Annotated in this window: 14 protein-coding genes; 13 read left to right on the forward strand and 1 reads right to left on the reverse strand. The window is 44.7% G+C overall.

Annotated elements, in window-relative coordinates; genetic code table 11:
• Window positions 1-148 precede the first annotated feature (148 nt).
• The 10 genes from LKO28_RS12490 to LKO28_RS12535 all read left to right on the forward strand — a co-directional run bounded on the left by LKO28_RS12490 (window position 149) and on the right by LKO28_RS12535 (window position 11,718).
• Complete coding sequence (locus tag LKO28_RS12490; RefSeq protein WP_227695237.1) at window positions 149-1,201, forward strand: UDP-glucose--hexose-1-phosphate uridylyltransferase; 1,053 nt, start codon at window positions 149-151, stop codon at window positions 1,199-1,201.
• Window positions 1,194-2,357, forward strand: coding sequence for a galactokinase (gene galK / locus LKO28_RS12495; protein WP_227695238.1), 1,164 nt, complete (start codon window positions 1,194-1,196; stop codon window positions 2,355-2,357). Before LKO28_RS12490 ends, galK begins: the two co-directional genes overlap by 8 nt.
• Window positions 2,347-4,008, forward strand: coding sequence for a sodium:solute symporter family transporter (locus tag LKO28_RS12500; RefSeq protein WP_227695239.1), 1,662 nt, complete (start codon window positions 2,347-2,349; stop codon window positions 4,006-4,008). The genes galK and LKO28_RS12500 overlap by 11 nt, the downstream gene beginning before the upstream one ends.
• A gap of 123 nt (window positions 4,009-4,131) precedes the next feature.
• A complete protein-coding gene (locus tag LKO28_RS12505) occupies window positions 4,132-7,278 on the forward strand; it encodes a glycoside hydrolase family 2 TIM barrel-domain containing protein (protein WP_227695240.1) in 3,147 nt (1,048 codons plus the stop codon).
• A 317-nt stretch (window positions 7,279-7,595) separates the two neighbouring features.
• On the forward strand, window positions 7,596-8,687 hold the full coding sequence (locus LKO28_RS12510) for a hypothetical protein (protein WP_227695241.1): 1,092 nt from the start codon (window positions 7,596-7,598) through the stop codon (window positions 8,685-8,687).
• A complete protein-coding gene (locus tag LKO28_RS12515; protein ID WP_227695242.1) occupies window positions 8,680-9,339 on the forward strand; it encodes a response regulator in 660 nt (219 codons plus the stop codon). Before LKO28_RS12510 ends, LKO28_RS12515 begins: the two co-directional genes overlap by 8 nt.
• Window positions 9,340-10,257: 918 nt before the next feature.
• A complete protein-coding gene (locus LKO28_RS12520) occupies window positions 10,258-10,890 on the forward strand; it encodes a fibronectin type III domain-containing protein (protein ID WP_227695243.1) in 633 nt (210 codons plus the stop codon).
• Between the two features lie 12 nt (window positions 10,891-10,902).
• On the forward strand, window positions 10,903-11,370 hold the full coding sequence (locus LKO28_RS12525) for a DUF5675 family protein (RefSeq protein WP_227695245.1): 468 nt from the start codon (window positions 10,903-10,905) through the stop codon (window positions 11,368-11,370).
• A complete protein-coding gene (locus LKO28_RS12530) occupies window positions 11,367-11,564 on the forward strand; it encodes a hypothetical protein (protein WP_227695246.1) in 198 nt (65 codons plus the stop codon). Before LKO28_RS12525 ends, LKO28_RS12530 begins: the two co-directional genes overlap by 4 nt.
• On the forward strand, window positions 11,554-11,718 hold the full coding sequence (locus LKO28_RS12535; protein WP_227695248.1) for a hypothetical protein: 165 nt from the start codon (window positions 11,554-11,556) through the stop codon (window positions 11,716-11,718). Before LKO28_RS12530 ends, LKO28_RS12535 begins: the two co-directional genes overlap by 11 nt.
• Window positions 11,719-11,740: 22 nt before the next feature.
• Here LKO28_RS12535 and LKO28_RS15535 read toward each other — a convergent pair whose 3' ends face one another.
• Entirely contained in the window at window positions 11,741-13,012 is a 1,272-nt protein-coding gene (locus tag LKO28_RS15535; protein WP_227695250.1) for a MutS-related protein, read from the reverse strand.
• Between the two features lie 258 nt (window positions 13,013-13,270).
• Here LKO28_RS15535 and LKO28_RS12545 point away from each other — a divergent pair, with 258 nt between their 5' ends.
• The 3 genes from LKO28_RS12545 to LKO28_RS12555 all read left to right on the forward strand — a co-directional run bounded on the left by LKO28_RS12545 (window position 13,271) and on the right by LKO28_RS12555 (window position 17,149).
• Complete coding sequence (locus tag LKO28_RS12545; protein WP_227695252.1) at window positions 13,271-13,822, forward strand: hypothetical protein; 552 nt, start codon at window positions 13,271-13,273, stop codon at window positions 13,820-13,822.
• A 150-nt stretch (window positions 13,823-13,972) separates the two neighbouring features.
• Window positions 13,973-14,950 (forward strand): hypothetical protein, encoded by a 978-nt coding sequence (locus tag LKO28_RS12550; protein ID WP_227695254.1) that lies wholly within the window; start codon window positions 13,973-13,975, stop codon window positions 14,948-14,950.
• 654 nt (window positions 14,951-15,604) lie between these two features.
• Entirely contained in the window at window positions 15,605-17,149 is a 1,545-nt protein-coding gene (locus LKO28_RS12555; protein ID WP_227695256.1) for a hypothetical protein, read from the forward strand.
• Window positions 17,150-17,153: the final 4 nt, after the last annotated feature.

Below are 17,153 nucleotides of genomic sequence, written 5' to 3' on the forward strand. Positions count from 1 at the left end.
TTGGGCGAATCGGAGAAGAAAGTGGCTGTCGTGATGTTTCGGATCCTATTTTCACCGGATTGTCCCCCTTTTTATACGAGTTTACGCCCTATATATTTCTGCATTTGCCGCCATCTTTGTTTCGACAACATAAACCGTGTTACATAATATGAATTTTGATATAACCACTGATCCTCATACGCGGATCGACATTTTAACGGGCGAACGCATTCTTGTTTCTCCCCATCGTAGTAAGCGACCTTGGCAAGGGCAAGTTGAAAAAAACGTCGCGGACAGCCGACCAGCTTACGAGCCAAGCTGTTATCTCTGTCCTGGAAATCGCCGCGCAGAGGGTGATCATAATCCACAATATAAAGACAGTTTTGTATTTGTGAACGATTATGCAGCTCTGCTGGATGCAGACCATAAATTGGTGCCGAATAACGATGATCTTTTCCTTGCGACGCCCGAAAGAGGAATCTGTAAGGTCGTTTGTTTCAGTCCACGCCACGACCTGACCTTGGCCGAAATGGATGTGGCTGCATTGACAGAGGTTGTCAATGTATGGCAAGACGAATTCCGGGAGCTCTCCAAAAAGGAATGGATCAAGTATATACAGATTTTCGAAAACAAAGGTGCTATGATGGGATGCAGCAATCCTCATCCGCATGGCCAGATATGGGCACAGAGCGGTATACCCAGTAATATCCTAACGGAAGGGCAACGCCAACAGGATTATTATCAACAACACAAGCAAACGATGTTGAATGCCTACTTGGTGGCAGAGTGCGCGAAAAAAGAGCGAATTATCCTAGAAAACACCTCTTTTGTCGCACTCGTGCCTTTTTGGGCAAAGTGGCCGTTCGAAACTATGCTTATCAGCAAACGTGAAGTGCAGACGATTCTGGATTTTACAAAAGAGGAAAAACAAGATCTCGCTGCGATTATCGGAAAGCTCACCGTACGGTATGACAATCTTTTCGAAACATCCTTTCCTTATTCTGCGGGTATGCATCAAGCACCTGTCAATAGCGGAAATCAAGAGGGATGGCATTGGCATATGCATTTCTATCCGCCTTTACTACGCTCGGCTACGGTCAAAAAATTTATGGTTGGCTATGAAATGTTGGCAGACGCCCAACGCGATATTACGCCTGAGGTGGCTGCCGAGCGGCTGCAACAACTTTCTGATGTACACTATAAACAAAAAAGAAATGAATAAGATCATACAACAGGTACAAACGCACCATGTAAAGGAGTTTGGTGAAGAGCCGCTTGTAGTCCGTTCCCCGGGCCGCATCAATATCATCGGCGAGCATACCGACTATAATGAAGGGTTTGTTCTTCCGGCAGCCGTGGATAAATATATCTATGTAGGCATTTCCCGTAGAACGGACAGCAAGATATACCTGTATTCGCTTAATTTTAATGAAACCGTTATAAGTGCTGTAGAGACATCGCATACACTTTCGACACATTGGGCAAACTACATATTAGGTATGGCAGACCAATTGAAAGAAAAGCTGCCCTCGGGATTCGATATGACCTTTTATGGAGATGTTCCGTTAGGAGCGGGGATGTCCTCATCTGCGGCGCTGGAATCTGCGACAGGATTTGCCTTGAATGAACTTTTTGATATGGGCATGGATCGAATGGAACTAGCGCTCATGGGACAGCGTTGTGAACATACCTATATCGGTGTCAAGTGTGGAATCATGGATCAATTTGCCTCTCTGTTTGGAAAAGACGGGCACGTCATTAAATTGGATTGTCGGGATTTAAGCCACACGTATGTACCTATGCAGATGGGAGATTATGTGTTGCTGCTGTTAAATACCAATGTGAAGCACTCGCTGGCTTCTTCGGCCTATAATCAGCGCCGTGAAAAGTGCGAGCAGGCCGTGGCATATTTACAGCCTGAGTATCCGGATGTGCGCAGCCTACGGGACGCCAATGTCGATATGTTGGAAAGGGTGGTGTTGGAAAAGGATAAAGAAGCGTTCGTCAAAGCAAAATTCGTGGTAGAGGAAATTCAACGGGTAGAAGAATCCTGTGCATACTTAATACAAGGAAACCTGCAGGCGATGGGGCAAAACATGTTTGCGACACACACCGGATTGAGCAAGGATTATGAGGTGAGCTGCGCGGAGTTGGACTTCCTAGTCGATTATGTAAGGCAATTTCCCGAAGTATTAGGCGCCAGAATGATGGGAGGGGGCTTTGGAGGCTGTACGATAAACATCGTACATCAGGATTTTGTCGAGGAGCTTTTGTCAGCACTACGCGTTAAATATCAAGAGCAGTTTGGCCTCGCGCTGGACGAATACCGGGTGGAATTAAAGAATGGTACCGAAATAGTTAACGAGCATGGATATTAAAGATTATATTGTATTTCTATTTTACTTTCTTATAGTGGCAGGCTATGGCCTGTATATCTATTACAAGAAGAAAGCAAAGACGGCCTCTTCAAAAGATTATTTTCTTGCCGAAGGATCACTGACCTGGTGGGCTATCGGTGCATCTATTATTGCCTCTAATATTTCGGCCGAGCAATTTATCGGTATGAGCGGGTCGGGCTTCATGATGGGATTGGCCATTGCATCCTATGAGTGGATGGGCGCGGCGGCATTGCTTGTCGTTGCCATCTTCTTTCTACCTGTTTATCTCAAAAACAAGATTTCGACGATGCCCGAATTCCTTTCGAAAAGATATAACGGGACGGTAGCTATGATTATGGCGGTATTTTGGCTAATGCTCTATGTCGTCGTCAATCTCACTTCCATCTTATTTCTTGGTGCACTCGCTGTTAGCAGCGTGTCGGGGTTAAGCCTGACGTTCTGTATGTACGGACTGGCATTTTTTGCGATTTTGATTACACTAGGTGGAATGAAAGTGATTGGCTATACGGATGTTATCCAAGTATTCTTTCTTATCCTCGGCGGGTTGGCCACAACCTACCTGGCTTTGGATTTGGTGGCTAACCATTACGGGAGCAATGGAATTTTGGAGGCCTATGGAACGATCGTAAAAAAGGCACCCGAACATTTCCAAATGATTTTTAGGCCGGAAGATGAACATTATATTGATCTGCCGGGCCTGTCCGTATTAGTAGGTGGGCTATGGGTGGTGAATCTCAGCTATTGGGGCTGTAACCAATACATTACCCAGAGGGCGTTAGGAGCCGATCTTAACACAGCGCGGAACGGTTTGCTCTTCGCGGCCGGTATCAAGCTCGTGATGCCGATTATCGTGGTATTACCGGGAATCGCCTGCTATGTGCTTTATAAAGATGGACTTTTCCAGCAGGAAATGGGTTTGGGCGATGATATCAACCCCGATCGAGCCTATCCAGTGTTGCTGAACCTGCTGCCTACAGGTTTGAAAGGATTATCCTTTGCAGCCTTGACGGCAGCCGTGGTGGCGTCGCTGGCCGGTAAAGCCAATAGTGTAGCGACTATTTTCACGTTGGATATATATAAAAAAATTATCAACAAAGATGCGGACGAAAAACGATTGGTTGATACGGGGAAAATCACCATTATAATTTCTATGATTTTAGCGGTTTTGATTGCGCCCTATCTCGGTATTGATAAAAAAGGTGGGTTTCAGTATATCCAAGAATATACGGGTTTTGTATCACCGGGGATATTTGCGATGTTCCTATTAGGATTCTTTTGGAAGAAAACAACGTCTAACGCGGCACTTTTTGCGACCATCGGCGGCTTTGTGATGTCCATGCTGTTGAAATTTCTTCCCTTACTGGTTGATCTTTCGTTTCTTGCCGGAATCGGGTTTGCTGTACCTACAACAGCAGGCGTATATGAAATTCCGTTTATCGATCGGATTGCGATCGTTTTCGTGAGCTGTATCGCAGGAATGGTACTCATCAGCAAATGGGATAATAGGCGTGGTGTAGTGCCGGTGGGCTTCGAGACTGATCCAAGTATGTTCCGCACATCTCGGAGTTTTACCATTGGTGCATTGCTGGTCGTCGCAGCGCTGACAGCACTCTATACGATATATTGGTAGGATGTGTGGGCATTTCGCAAGATTACCCCCCTTTTTATATGAGTTTGTGCCCTACTATTTACAGTTGGAGGGGGCATATTTGTAAAGTCAAAAAAGTAATAAACCTATTTTGGACATTGTACTATGAATAATAAAATCTTTTTTAAGTTGTTATCAACCCTGATTGCTGTTTTTTCGATGAGTTTTAACGCCGTTGGACAAACCAACGAATGGGAAAACCCGAAGGTACTCGATTTTAATAAAGAGAAACAGCGCGCCTCCTTGCGCTACTATGATACGCAGGAGCAAGCTATTTCGGGCGAGGCCCGCTCGTCCAATCAACTCGTATCCTTAAATGGGGATTGGAAATTTCACTTCTCGGAAACTATTGCCGACAGACCTACCGATTTTTACACGCAGGAGTTGGATGACAGCGATTGGGCCATCCTTCCAGTTCCATCAAATTGGGAGATGCACGGGCATGGAATTCCAATCTATACGAATATCATCTATCCGTTTCCGGCCAATCCGCCCTATGTGGGAAATGACGTGCCGGTGGGTACCTACCGGAAAATCGTTACGCTACCCGCGGACTGGTCCTCGAAACAGGCTATCTTGCAGTTCGGTTCTATCTCCGGGTATGCAGTTATCTATGTGAATGGAAAGAAAGTAGGTATGAATAAAACCTCCAAAATGCAGGCCGAGTTTGATGTAACCGATGCTTTGAAAGACGGAGAAAATACGATTGCTGTACAGGTATTCAAATATCATGACGGCAGTTATTCGGAAGATCAAGATATGTGGCGTCTGGGTGGACTGGACCGTGATGTGTCCCTACTATTGCTACCGAAGACGACCATATGGGATGTGGAGCAGCAGGCAGATTTAGATACGAAGTATAAAGATGGACTGTTTGCGTCGAAGGTTTCCATCCGCAATTTTGAAAAGACCGAGCAACGGGGAAAGTTACAGACAGAATTGTTTTTTGAGGGCAGATCGGTCTGGAAAAAGGAAGATAGTTTTCGCTCGACAGACTCCATTATCGTTGTAGAGGCAAAACGAAGAATACCCAATGTCCATAAATGGAACGGAGAGATACCCCATTTGTATCGTGCCGTCTACACGCTGGTCAACGACAGAGGCGAAGTGTTGACCCGTACGGCGGTGCACGCCGGGTTTCGAAGGGTAGAGATAAAAAATGCGCAATTGTTGGTGAACGGTGTGCCTATCTATGTAAAAGGTGTGAACCGGCATGAACAGCACCCGACAAAAGGCAGAGCTGTGAGCCGAGAAGACATGATCCGCGATATCCAATTGATGAAGGAACTGAACATCAATGCAGTCCGGAACGCGCATTATCCAAACGATGCTTTATGGTACGAGCTGTGCGACGAATATGGAATGTATCTGGTGGACGAAGCTAATATCGAGACGCACGGTATGGGCGCGGAGTGGCAGGCTTGGTTCAACAAAGACCGCCATCCGGCTTACCGGGAAGAGTGGAAGGCAGCACACCTTGACCGTATCGAGCGCATGTTTGAGCGGAGCAAGAACCATCCGAGCGTCATTATATGGAGTCTGGGCAATGAGTGCGGTAATGGCCCGGTGTTCTACGAGGCTTACGATTGGCTGAAAGAACGAGACCCATTTCGCCCTGTGCAGTTTGAGCAAGCGGGCGAAAACAGCAATACGGATATTGTTGCTCCGATGTACCCCCATATGAACAGTATCTGGAACTATGCGAAAGCGACCGACAAGTCGCGGCCTTATATTATGTGCGAGTATGCCCATGCCATGGGTAACAGTACAGGGAACTTTAAAGATCTGTGGGATATCATCAAGACCTACCCGCATCTACAGGGAGGGTTTATTTGGGAATGGATGGATCACGGCATGGCGACTGATGATGGCTATGGAAATAAGTTCTGGGCATATGGTGGTGATCTTGGTGGTTTCCATTTGCAGAATGATGATAATTTTGTTGCAGATGGGCTGGTGAACCCGGACCGTACAGTGCCACATCCGGGCGCGTATGAGGTAAAGAAAGTATATCAGAATATTGATTTTGTTGCCGAAGACCTCAGTAATGGAAAAATAACGATTACCAATGGCTTTCATTTTAAAGATTTATCCGATTACACATTTACATGGGAGGTCATTGAAAATGGAACCGTGATAGAAACAGGTGAATTTGAGGTAAATCCGGCAGCAGGAGAAAAGGAGAATGTTACGTTATCGCTTCCGGCAATGGATGCAGATAAAGAGTACTTCCTGAATGTAAAAGCCCTATTAAAAGATGACCGACCGTTGTTATCGGCTGGCCACGTGGTAGCACATGAACAGCTGAAAATTAGCGGAGACTATTTTGCGCAGCAAGGACAAGATGAGAGCGACGGGCTGGATATCGAGAAAACAGCAGATAAATTAACGTTTAGCAATGGAAAAATCAGCGGCACGTTTGATTTGAAAAAAGGAGAGCTGACGCAGTATACAGTCAACGGTACAAGCGTGATACAAAATTTTCCGATTCCTTATTTCTGGCGTGCACCTACGGACAATGATTTTGGAAATGGTATGCCGGAAAAATTAGGGATATGGCGGAATGCACATGTGAACCGAAAAGTAAACTCGGTAGATGTGAGGGAACTAGGCACTCACCAATACGAAATTGTCACACGCTATGAATTAACAGGCATTCATGTACCTTATGAGGTAAAATATATCGTGCATGCCGATGCGTCTGTTACGGTGACAGCAAGTATGGATATGGGCAATCGCGAATTGCCGGAATTACCTCGTTTTGGAATGCGGATGATATTAGACAGTCAGTTTGAAAACTTGTCTTACTACGGACGTGGCCCTTGGGAAAATTATATCGATCGAAACTATTCTTCGGAAATAGGTATATATAAGGATAATGTCGATAACCAGTATTTCTTAGAGTACATGCGTCCGCAGGAATCTGGAAATAAAACGGATGTGCGATGGCTTCGGTTGCTGAACAATAAAGGTGTTGGCTTGGAAATCTCCGGTGTTCAAGCGATAGCGTTTTCAGCTACTCGTTATGCTGTGGAGGAATTGGATCCAGGCATGACAAAAAAGCAGATGCATCCTTATCAATTGAAGAAATCAAAAGATATCCAACTGCATGTCGACTGGAAGCAACGCGGTGTAGCCGGAGATGATAGTTGGGGTTCATTGCCACACGAGCCATATCGCTTAATGGATAAAACGTACAGCTATAGCTATACGATAAAAGCGATAGCGGACGGCGGTAGTCGAGACGAATAACCCAAAAAGAAGTCATATAGACGGGGATTATATATGGCGATCCCACGTGTGCCTTATTAAGGTATGCGTGGGATTTTTTATTTCCAAAATATCGTATTCCAGCCGATATTACAAGTCATTATTTACGATCGCGAAAGGCTCAGGACGCTAATTAATAGGTACGGCTTTATGAATCACGAATTAGGAATTAACAGATATTTTCCTGAAATTAGGTCTGACGGTCAGAATGTTGTGAAACATGATGGCTAACTATGCCCCTAGCGGAGGCTATAAACCGGGATGAATACATCACTAAATTTTATTTGATCATATAGACCATGAAACTATTTATTTGTATGCTGGAGAGGCGCAGGGCGTTTGTCCATATCACTTTATCGATGTCCTACCTCGTCATCCTACTTATATTCAATAGCGAAGCTGGTGGAATCACCGCGATGCGGGCCCTAGCGCTATTGCTTACGGGTGTTGCTGGTATCGGCGTCGCCTATACTGCACGATATGTGCTGGTGCTGAATATAAGACGGCGGCAGGCGGTCCGTGCTGCGATACTGTTATTGACCAATTTTTCCCTTTTTGGTATATCGGGCTATCTGCTGTTCCACGGTTTAGAAAATCCGATATCCGCTGGCGTGGTAGGCCCAAGCGTAGGACACCCCTGGCAAGATTATATCCGATTTTACCTCGGCTGGTATTTCAATTTTGCGAAATACGGGATGATCTTCTTCGCGTTCGAAAAATACTTGTTCGACAGCATCGACTGGCTGCTATCACGATACCGGCCGGATGATATGATAGCGTTGGTCGGTTTCTATAGTCACCATCCATACTGGAAAGAAACGATCGAACGCAATCCGCTTGTTATCCATTTTTCGAGCAATCTCATCAGTCGCGTGTGTAGTTGGCTCTTGTCCAATACCCGGATAAGTTCGGAACGGCTGAACCACTTGGTCAACCTATTGGATTACGGCACGCAGAACTTCGTCGGTCCGCCCCGACACACGGTTCCCCTGGAAGACGAGATTACGGCTGCCCGTCATTTCCTGTCGATGGAAGGCGACCACGATATCGATGTGAAGGTGAGCGGCGATGTCCGGGGTGTACAGATTCCTCCCGTCCTGCTGGTCAGTATCACGAAGAATATGGTCAAACATGGCAATCATCTACCGGGCGAGCCGCACGCGTTGCTTGACATTCGGATCGAAGATTCGACACTTCGTATCTACAGTGAGAACGGCATAGCAGCAGTGCCACGGTGGAAGCGGACGGACAGTGGCCATGGGCTGCGGCATATCCAGCAGCGGTTAAAAGAAGTTTACGGAAACCGGGCAGTCCTTCGCACGGGAATAAACGGGGATCGCTTTTGGCTGGAGATACAGATCGATAACCTAAAAAGATATAACCATGAATAAAAAGCTAAAACTGGTGATATTGGATGATGACCGTGCGTTCATCGACTATGCGGTGCGGATCGTTGAACTGGTACCCGCCCTACGGCTGAAAAAAGCCACGACCGACCCCAAAGAGGCCTTGGTATATCTGCTGAAGGAGCATGCCGATATCCTCCTGCTCGATGTCGATATGCCCTTACTGGACGGGTTTGATGTAATGAAACAGGTACAACATCTGGTCAACCCGGGCAATCTCTCTGTGCCGCGTCTGTTTGTCGTCCTCTGCTCGGGTTTTGAAGTCAATCCGCAGGATTGCTTTGACCACCGTGCAGTTTATTATATACAGAAGCCGCTGACCGCGGAAAAGCTGATCAAAGCGTATATCGCGATCCAAGAGGAAATAGCGCGCCTGTCCATTCGCAAGAGGGATGGCAAGCGCAAGAAGCGAGCTTCGACAGAAGGAAAAGCCGATCAAGACAAAGCTTTTTCGGAACAGGATTTGGTAACGGTGAAGGAAGCGGAAGGCATCTTGAAAGTTAGCCGTTGGAAAATACAGGACCTGCGCGACAAAGGCGAACTGACGACTTTAAAAAAGGACGGACAGGTGCGCCTCTGGCGAAAGGAAGTAGAAGAGGCGCGTTTTCGTTACAGCGTTCTAAAAGGCAAGGTGTAAGGCCGGACTCCTCCTTTTTGTGATGCCGGGATACTTCGAAGTCAACAGCTTTTATATCAGAACCCTCAACTCTGGTATGGAAGCTTTTTACTGCTAACTTGAAGTAAAATATATCTATATAGATCTTTGCCCCTTCAATATAGTTATACGTCGGTTCCATCCCAATCCCATGGGGTCCGGTAAGAAGAAAGGGCGCGCTGTCCAGAAGTAATTTGGTTTTGTGCAGATAGGTGCTTCTTCGATCTGATAGTGAAATACGTCGACGCGGAAGCTATATCGTATCATACCGTTATCGCTCACTTCCGCGCGGACGGGGGATAGTTCCACGGGGAAGTACCAAATAGTTTTCCGGTATAGGCATACTTGTGACCAGCTTTTGCTTATTACTGGTCCGAAGTGGGTAGATACGGCAAGGGGATAGTTTATTTCTATATGGAGATACCTGTACGCTATGTCAAAGTTGCGAGCTATGACATAGCGGTAAGTTGCTTCCGCGTGGCTCCCCCTACGTTCTTTCCTGATGTTCGTAGGATCTGTCGGATGTGCTTTACTTTCATGTGGACGTTAGTTATTGCTGGCCAGAAGTATCCAATTATTTTCCAGAAACATTTTTCTTCTGTATAGAAGCTGATCGTTTCTATTCGGGAGTTCATCCATGTTAGGTAGCAGGTTCCAGTTTTGAGTTCGTTTACATCCGTTGGCGGTTCCTACAACTGTGTTAGGTTCTGTTGTTTTTTGTGAGGTCTTGTAGTTTGTTGTTAGGCGTTGTTTGTTTACTCGTTCAGCCATGTTTCTGATGCCATTTTTGGGCATGCAAACGATAGAAAACCGTCCGAGAGGACCGCCGAAAAAGGGTGAACATGGAGCCAAGGGCTCCCAGCGAACAAATAAATATCATTAACACTAAAAACAATAAAAATGAGAAAAGCAACAGTATATATCGCTTATGAAAAATGGGGAGACGACTCCTTGGCCACGCTCGCAGGACGCACGTTGGGGGCTATGACAGGAAATACTAATTTTCCGGATCCGCGTCCTTCAATGGAAGACTACGATGCATTGGTAAGCGACTACCGACAGAAACACCAGGTTGCCAGCAACGGCGGTAGCCGTTTGGAGAAAGAAGCACGGGACAATGCGAAAGCGGCGGTAGCCCGGGCGATGAAAGAAATGGCTTTCTACGTGAATACGGTTGCCGATGGTGATCGGGAAATGCTGGCAAGCTCAGGCTTTGAGATCGTTCCAGAACCGAAATCTTCCAAGATTCCGGGGATTCCGGGAAACGCCCGCTTGCTGGACGGCAACGTGAGTGGCGAGATGCGCTATACTTTCGCCTCGCTGCGGTCAGCGTGGGAATACGAGTATTGCTATGCGACTAGTCTGAACGAGGATGGATTGCCGGAGTGGGGGGATATTGTGCGGACCACAGACTCACGGTTGAACTATATCCGGGACCTGACGCCCGGCGAACGGGTCTATGCCCGCGTACGTGCGCGTAACGGCAAAGGAACCGGTGACTGGAGCGAACCGGTATCATTAATAGCTAGATAAGTTTACAGTTTGTTGGAAATACACGTAAAACGTATCAGGCAGGGGAAAAACAGTACCCTGTCTGAACTCTATATCGATGGTGAATTTATCTGCTATGTGCTGGAGGATTCTGTACGTGATGAGAAAATACCGGGAAGTACAGCGATTCCGGCAGGTCGTTACAAACTGGCATTCCGGCGTTATGGTGGGATGAACGGGCAATACAAACGTCTATTCCCCGATTTTCATAAGGGGATGATCCAGCTGATGGATGTTCCGAATTTCTCCTACATCTATATCCACATGGGCAACAATTTCTCCGATACGTCAGGATGTCTTTTGGTAGGCAAGACGATGAAGTACTTTAAGGATTGGGATGAGTACGAAATCCGGAAGTCAAAGAAAGCGTATATGTCGTTGTATCAGCGGTTGGCAGCTATGATGGAAAAAAGAGAGGTGTATGTAGTTATAAGTGATGAATTACAAGGTATAAAAACATGAAAAAAATAATTAAAAAAATTAGCCAAGCGGTACAGGTGGTATTGCTGGCGCCGATAAAATTGCCGGGAAAGGCATTAAACGTATTGAAATATATCGCCGTTGGCCTAGGTATTATCGAGACGGTATTGGAAAAGGAAGAAGAAAATTCTCCTCAAACAAAAGGAAAGGAGGGAAGCAATGCGCATGATGACTAATGTACAATTTGCGACGATTGGTGGTACAATTTGTTCGGTATGGAACAGTTTCGATTGGGGCAATATGTTGCATACCGCTGTACTCGCTGCGGTAGGTGCGATGGTGAGCTATTTGGTGAGTAGATTATTGGATCGCCGTCGTCGAAGGCGGTAAATGGTAAGGGCTGGCAGATGTGTCAGCCCTTATTTTTTTGTAGCATATCGTAAAGTCCTTCATTTTTAAATAACAACTTACCAATCTGAACGCTGGACCACCCCTCGTTTAGCCGATAGCTAAATGCAGGAATCCCATTCTCAACTTTACAGTCTAAAAAATAAGAACTAAAGCTGGTCGGCTCCATGTCCTTTAACTCATCCATATGTGTCGATATGAAGAACATCGACTTGCTGAACCGGGCAAGCCCTTGCACAGTGGTTCGGGTAATATCCAGCGCATCGTTCATATTGGTTCCTTTAAATATTTCGTCAAAAATTGCAAAAACGGGGGAGCCTTCCGAAGCAGCCTGAACCGCTTCTTTAAGGCTTTTAATTTCATTTATAAAATGGCTGTAACCTCGTTGTAAATCGTCTGTATGATTGATATACACGTAGATATCTTGGAAAAACGGAAATTCGGCTTCTTCTGCTGGAATCGCGACACCTAAATGTCCTAAATAGACGCATATTCCGATCGATTTTAAGAAAGTAGATTTTCCAGCCATGTTAGACCCCGTAATCAAGGCAACTTGCTTGTCTAGGGTGATGTTATTACGAATGGGGTTGGTTAATAATGGGTGGTAAACGCCATTGATCGAAAATACATAGTCACCTACGTTGGGAAAGATGAAATCCTGCTTATGGATAGATTGACTTATTGATAGTAACGACTCAAATGTAAATAAGCGTTCAAAGAATTCTTCGGTTTCCCCGGTTTGTTGCAATGCATTTATTTTCTTTTTCAGTATTATAAGATGATGAATTTTGAATTTCTTCTCCCGTATGAGATTACTGAAAAAATCCAGTTCAAAGTTTAGGAAATACCTTTCTAAGGTGTCTAGTTCTTGTTTGTACGCAGAAGGAAACAAGGAAAAGTCGACAAAATTTGATAGGAGCGTATACTGTTGCTGCAGGAATATGATAAGCTGAATGTAAATACCTTTGGTAGCATTTCGCCTGTCGTTATGAAAGAAAAGGGCTGCTTTAAAACGTAGGTTAATCTTTGTATCGTCAGACGATGTCAAAAGCGTTTGGATATCATGGAAATCCAGCCTATTATAATAGTATCGTTCTAATAACTTTTTGTTAGCTAGGAATGCTTTTAATATTTGTTGGCGTCTATTTATTTCTTCTACGCTTTCGAGTGGAGCAGAAAGTATATCGATCAGCCGATTTTTGGTAAAAGCGTTTAGGGTGTTATCAAAGATGCCTAGTATATCCGATTCGATATGGAGATCGTTTAGATTTGTCACGTTGTTTTGTTTTAGTGTTCTATTTTGGTTTTGATTCTCGAATTATTCTCGTTGATTTACCAAATTGCTTATATGTGTTTTAATATCCAAACTAAAACAATGATATGTTATTATACCCCTGTCTTTTTACGAATACACCCCTTATAATATTCAAATGAACACGACATCTTTGCATAGTCGTTGTACTAAAGTGACTATATATTTTCAAAGCAGGGTCGGACAGCTAACCTTTCACCAACATTAAAAGTAAGAACATTTATGAGAAAGATAGTAATAATATTATTGAGTTTGTTGGTAATAATTGCCCTAATTTATTTATTCGAAATTTTTACACTGAACAGTAGGATTGGTAAAACGCAGACCAGTGAGCTTATAAAGGTGAATGATGGATATAACGAACTGCCTAAAATTTTCCCGACGACATTTGGAAGCGGATTAGGTGATTCGGTCATCAGTGAAAAAGTACGCAAAAAGATAAAGGAGAATCAGTTTGTGGATATAAAAGTCGATGATCTCCCAGAAATAGAAGCATATTTAATAGGTGAAAAAACCGTCGACGAAAATCATATTGTCGATTTTCGCGTTCTGATATATCGATTTTATAATCAAGTGAAGGTCGAGGGAGGCAAACTAGTTTGTAGTGTTCCCTCCGGATCAGAAATTGGAATCTCGGAAGAGATATTTCAGCTTTACAAAAAAGATCTTGTGCGTTTAAATGCCGACATTGCGAAAATGGAGGAACCGGATCGTCCGAACGAGGAAGCTTTGCGCAAGAATATAGAAGAACAGGTTAAGCAAATGTTAGAATAGTTGTAAAATATTACAAACACAACACTAATTCAAGGCCCATAAACTTATTTCGATGTCAAAATTTGTAGCATGGAAACTTGAAATATAGTCGTTAAGTTTGTTTTTAGCTTAACAACAAATTATAAACACCAAATAAATTACAAAGACCAAATGATACAACATAAAAAACTCTTTTCTTTCACTGTTATATGTTTAGCAATTCTAGCAGGTTTCTCGGTAATGGCACAAAACTCCACTAAGGGATATAACGGGTCAAAGGGCGAAATGACCCGAAAACAAGATACCGAGGAGACGTTTTCACTTGCTGCTAATCTAAAAGCCGGATTCGAGTCGTGGGAGGCTCAGCTGGATTTTATACGGCAGGGCGGGTACAAAGGGGTGTTGGATTCGAGCGATTTAAGTTTGGTTTCTTTTACAGCGGTTGAAGCGGGGGAGTACCCTACTTTGGAAGAATTCAAAGAGATGCCGGTCAGTATCATTGGCAGAAGTGACAAAAACGGAGTTCCCGTCATTCAGAAAATACGGGAAAAATGGCGCGGAGCAAAATTTTATAGAGCTATAAAGGCTGATATTGTTAACTACTATGATTCCTTGGAAGTTGACCTTGGACTACATTTGGTTCGATTGGAATGGAAATATCAGGATAGTACTTTTCACAGTTACTGTGTCGTATCCGAAACGTTGGATACTTTTATCTATGATGATATTCTCTCCAATATTTTTATCGTGACAAAGTCAAGGGGAGGCGATGTTGCCCTTCAGCCGTCAGACGTCATGCCTGGAGATGACTATATATTTGGAGAGGCTCTGGCTATAAAATCACCGATAGGTTCGACACTCGCGCAGACGTCAACCACGATAAAAGTAAGGCGAAAGAAAGATGGTGATAAACTATCTATTAAAGATTACTCCTACGACAATAAATTTAATAGTATGCCTTTTTGGGAAGCCACAGGAAAATCAAACATAGTCTCTTTCAAAGAAGGAAAGGATGGGCATGTCAATTTTGCTTATGAATTAGGTGTAAAATACGGAAGCGCGATTCTGGATGGACAGGAAGGATCCGGTGCTAAGTGGGGAACATTGTCGAGTATAAATGTTTTGCCATCCACTTCTACAGTGCAATAGAAAACCAATTGTATCAAATTTTATTATTATGAATATTGCTTTTATTAATGTAGGTGGAAAAGAGATGATGATAATAAATATTCTCTTTATAATACACGCCTATTTGGCGATAAGATATTGTGTTGGTAATATCTTGCCCCGAAACAGTATAAGCCATTGGACAAGACTGACGCACGTGATGATTGTAGCTTTGGTTCCTTTTATCGGGTATTATTGGGTGGTTAATCATGAAGACAAAAGCTGATGTATACCTAAATCGCTTTTTCTACTTTTATTCTGTATTGCTTGTTGTGCTAATACTATATTCTGTTTTTAATTAATCTATTCCCTGCTCATATTCATTCTTTGGAAAATTATCAAAACATCGTCATCGTTAAAGGTTGTTTTTCTGTCAGTTTTCGGTATATCGCACGTTTGCAACTTGCCATTTTTATTGAAGTCACGAGCTGCAAGCTTGCGACATAATGGGCGAACCAAAACAACGAATTCTATTTATTTTTATTGAAACAGAATAAATAAAGGTGTTTGTACCCCCCCCTTTTATACGGATATACCCCTCACAATCCGTAAAAATAAGCACCACATTTGCAACGTCCCCTTTTCCTAAAGGAGACTATGAAGGGAAATAACTTACTACATTATAAAAAATTCCGTTTGAGGTTTTTACGACATATATTGATTTTTATTCTTCCGGCGTTTGTCCTAACCGCCTGTAACAGGCAGATACGGGTAAACGAAGTGCCGGCGACCGTTTTATTAGCATTGGAGCAGGCAGGCGATAACCTGCAGGAACTTGAAAAAGCGATCGTCCATTTCCAGAACGGTGATGACTCGCTGAAGTTACAGGCTCTGTATTTCCTGCTGGAAAACATGGACAACCATTATTCGGCAGACTACTACTGGAAAGACAGGAATGGGGAACGGGTAGACTTTGATGAGTTTTCTTATCCGGATTTTCCGAGTGCCGTGGATGCCATGAAGCAACTTCGAGAGAAAAAAGGGAACTTATATAAAAAGGGGGTAATCCGAAAGGATTTGGCCGAAATTAGTGAAAAATACTTAATAGACCATATCGACCATGTTTTCCGTACCTGGCGCGCATCCTATGCGAAGGACATCCCTTTTAAGGATTTCTGTGAATACGTTCTGCCCTACCGCGCAACTATCGAACCGTTACAGCAGTGGCGGGAAGCTTATAATGAACGGTACCGCTGGATGGGTGACAGCTTGAGGCACAAACCGCTGAAAACGGTATTGGCGTATGCCGGTATCGACTATAGTCACTGGTTCACCTTTACATTCGGCAAGGAAACCCGGGATGAGCCTCTCCCCCGGTTGGGACCGAAGCACCTGTTGTTCAGGGAGAAAGGAGCATGTGAGGATGTGGCGGCCTTGGAGGTCTTTGCTTTCCGCTCGCAGGGAATCCCCGTGGCGTACGACTTCGTACCGTTATGGGCAACCTCCGTCGGTGCGCATTTTATGAACACGGTCTTTGATGCGGATATGGAGCCGGTACACCTTGATGTGACGACCGGAGCGGTAGTCGACCACGAACTGCCACGTGAGCCGGCAAAGGTTATCCGGCAGACCTATTCTGCACAACCTCATGCGCTAGCTATCCTGGAACGGGAAGAACGTATCCCCCCGAATTTTCTACGGACAAAAAATCATCTTGACGTTACCCGCGAATACTGGCCTGTCCGCGATATGCAGATGGAATTGTTCAGTGGACAACAGGATACATCTATCGTCTATGCCTGTATGTTCAGCGGCGGACGCTGGCACCCGATGTGGTGGGGCAGGGCGGACGGCGGCAAGACTACTTTTACCGATATGCCCAGAGGCACAGTGGTAATGCCCGCGCGCTACGAAAACGGTATGCTGCTCCCGGTGGGGCATCCGAAAGTGAACGGTTTCAATCATGAGCTGCTTTTGGAACCCGATACGCTTCGGAAGCGTACAATCGAGATACATGAGCAGGAGAGCTACCTTATTTTCCGCCCGGGGAAACGCTATGAACTATTTTACTGGGACATCGAGTGGCGGTCATTGGGCGAGAAGACCGCTCCCGAAAACGGGCGGGTACTGCAATTTAAGGACGTACCGCGCAATGCTTTGCTATTATTGGTGCCCGAGTATTCGGAACGCAAGGAGCGGCCGTTTATGATAACGGACGACGGGACACGACATTGGTGGTGAAAAA

The organism is Sphingobacterium sp. FBM7-1, assembly GCF_020687765.1.
In the GTDB taxonomy this organism is placed as follows: domain Bacteria; phylum Bacteroidota; class Bacteroidia; order Sphingobacteriales; family Sphingobacteriaceae; genus Sphingobacterium.

Bases quoted from the DNA above. Each gene is read 5' to 3' on its own strand.
- LKO28_RS12490 (WP_227695237.1), top strand. From the start codon at position 149: ATGAATTTTGATATAACCACTGATCCTCATACGCGGATCGACATTTTA.
- galK (WP_227695238.1), top strand. From the start codon at position 1,194: ATGAATAAGATCATACAACAGGTACAAACGCACCATGTAAAGGAGTTT.
- LKO28_RS12500 (WP_227695239.1), top strand. From the start codon at position 2,347: ATGGATATTAAAGATTATATTGTATTTCTATTTTACTTTCTTATAGTG.
- LKO28_RS12505 (WP_227695240.1), top strand. From the start codon at position 4,132: ATGAATAATAAAATCTTTTTTAAGTTGTTATCAACCCTGATTGCTGTT.
- LKO28_RS12510 (WP_227695241.1), top strand. From the start codon at position 7,596: ATGAAACTATTTATTTGTATGCTGGAGAGGCGCAGGGCGTTTGTCCAT.
- LKO28_RS12515 (WP_227695242.1), top strand. From the start codon at position 8,680: ATGAATAAAAAGCTAAAACTGGTGATATTGGATGATGACCGTGCGTTC.
- LKO28_RS12520 (WP_227695243.1), top strand. From the start codon at position 10,258: ATGAGAAAAGCAACAGTATATATCGCTTATGAAAAATGGGGAGACGAC.
- LKO28_RS12530 (WP_227695246.1), top strand. From the start codon at position 11,367: ATGAAAAAAATAATTAAAAAAATTAGCCAAGCGGTACAGGTGGTATTG.
- LKO28_RS12535 (WP_227695248.1), top strand. From the start codon at position 11,554: ATGATGACTAATGTACAATTTGCGACGATTGGTGGTACAATTTGTTCG.
- LKO28_RS12545 (WP_227695252.1), top strand. From the start codon at position 13,271: ATGAGAAAGATAGTAATAATATTATTGAGTTTGTTGGTAATAATTGCC.
- LKO28_RS12550 (WP_227695254.1), top strand. From the start codon at position 13,973: ATGATACAACATAAAAAACTCTTTTCTTTCACTGTTATATGTTTAGCA.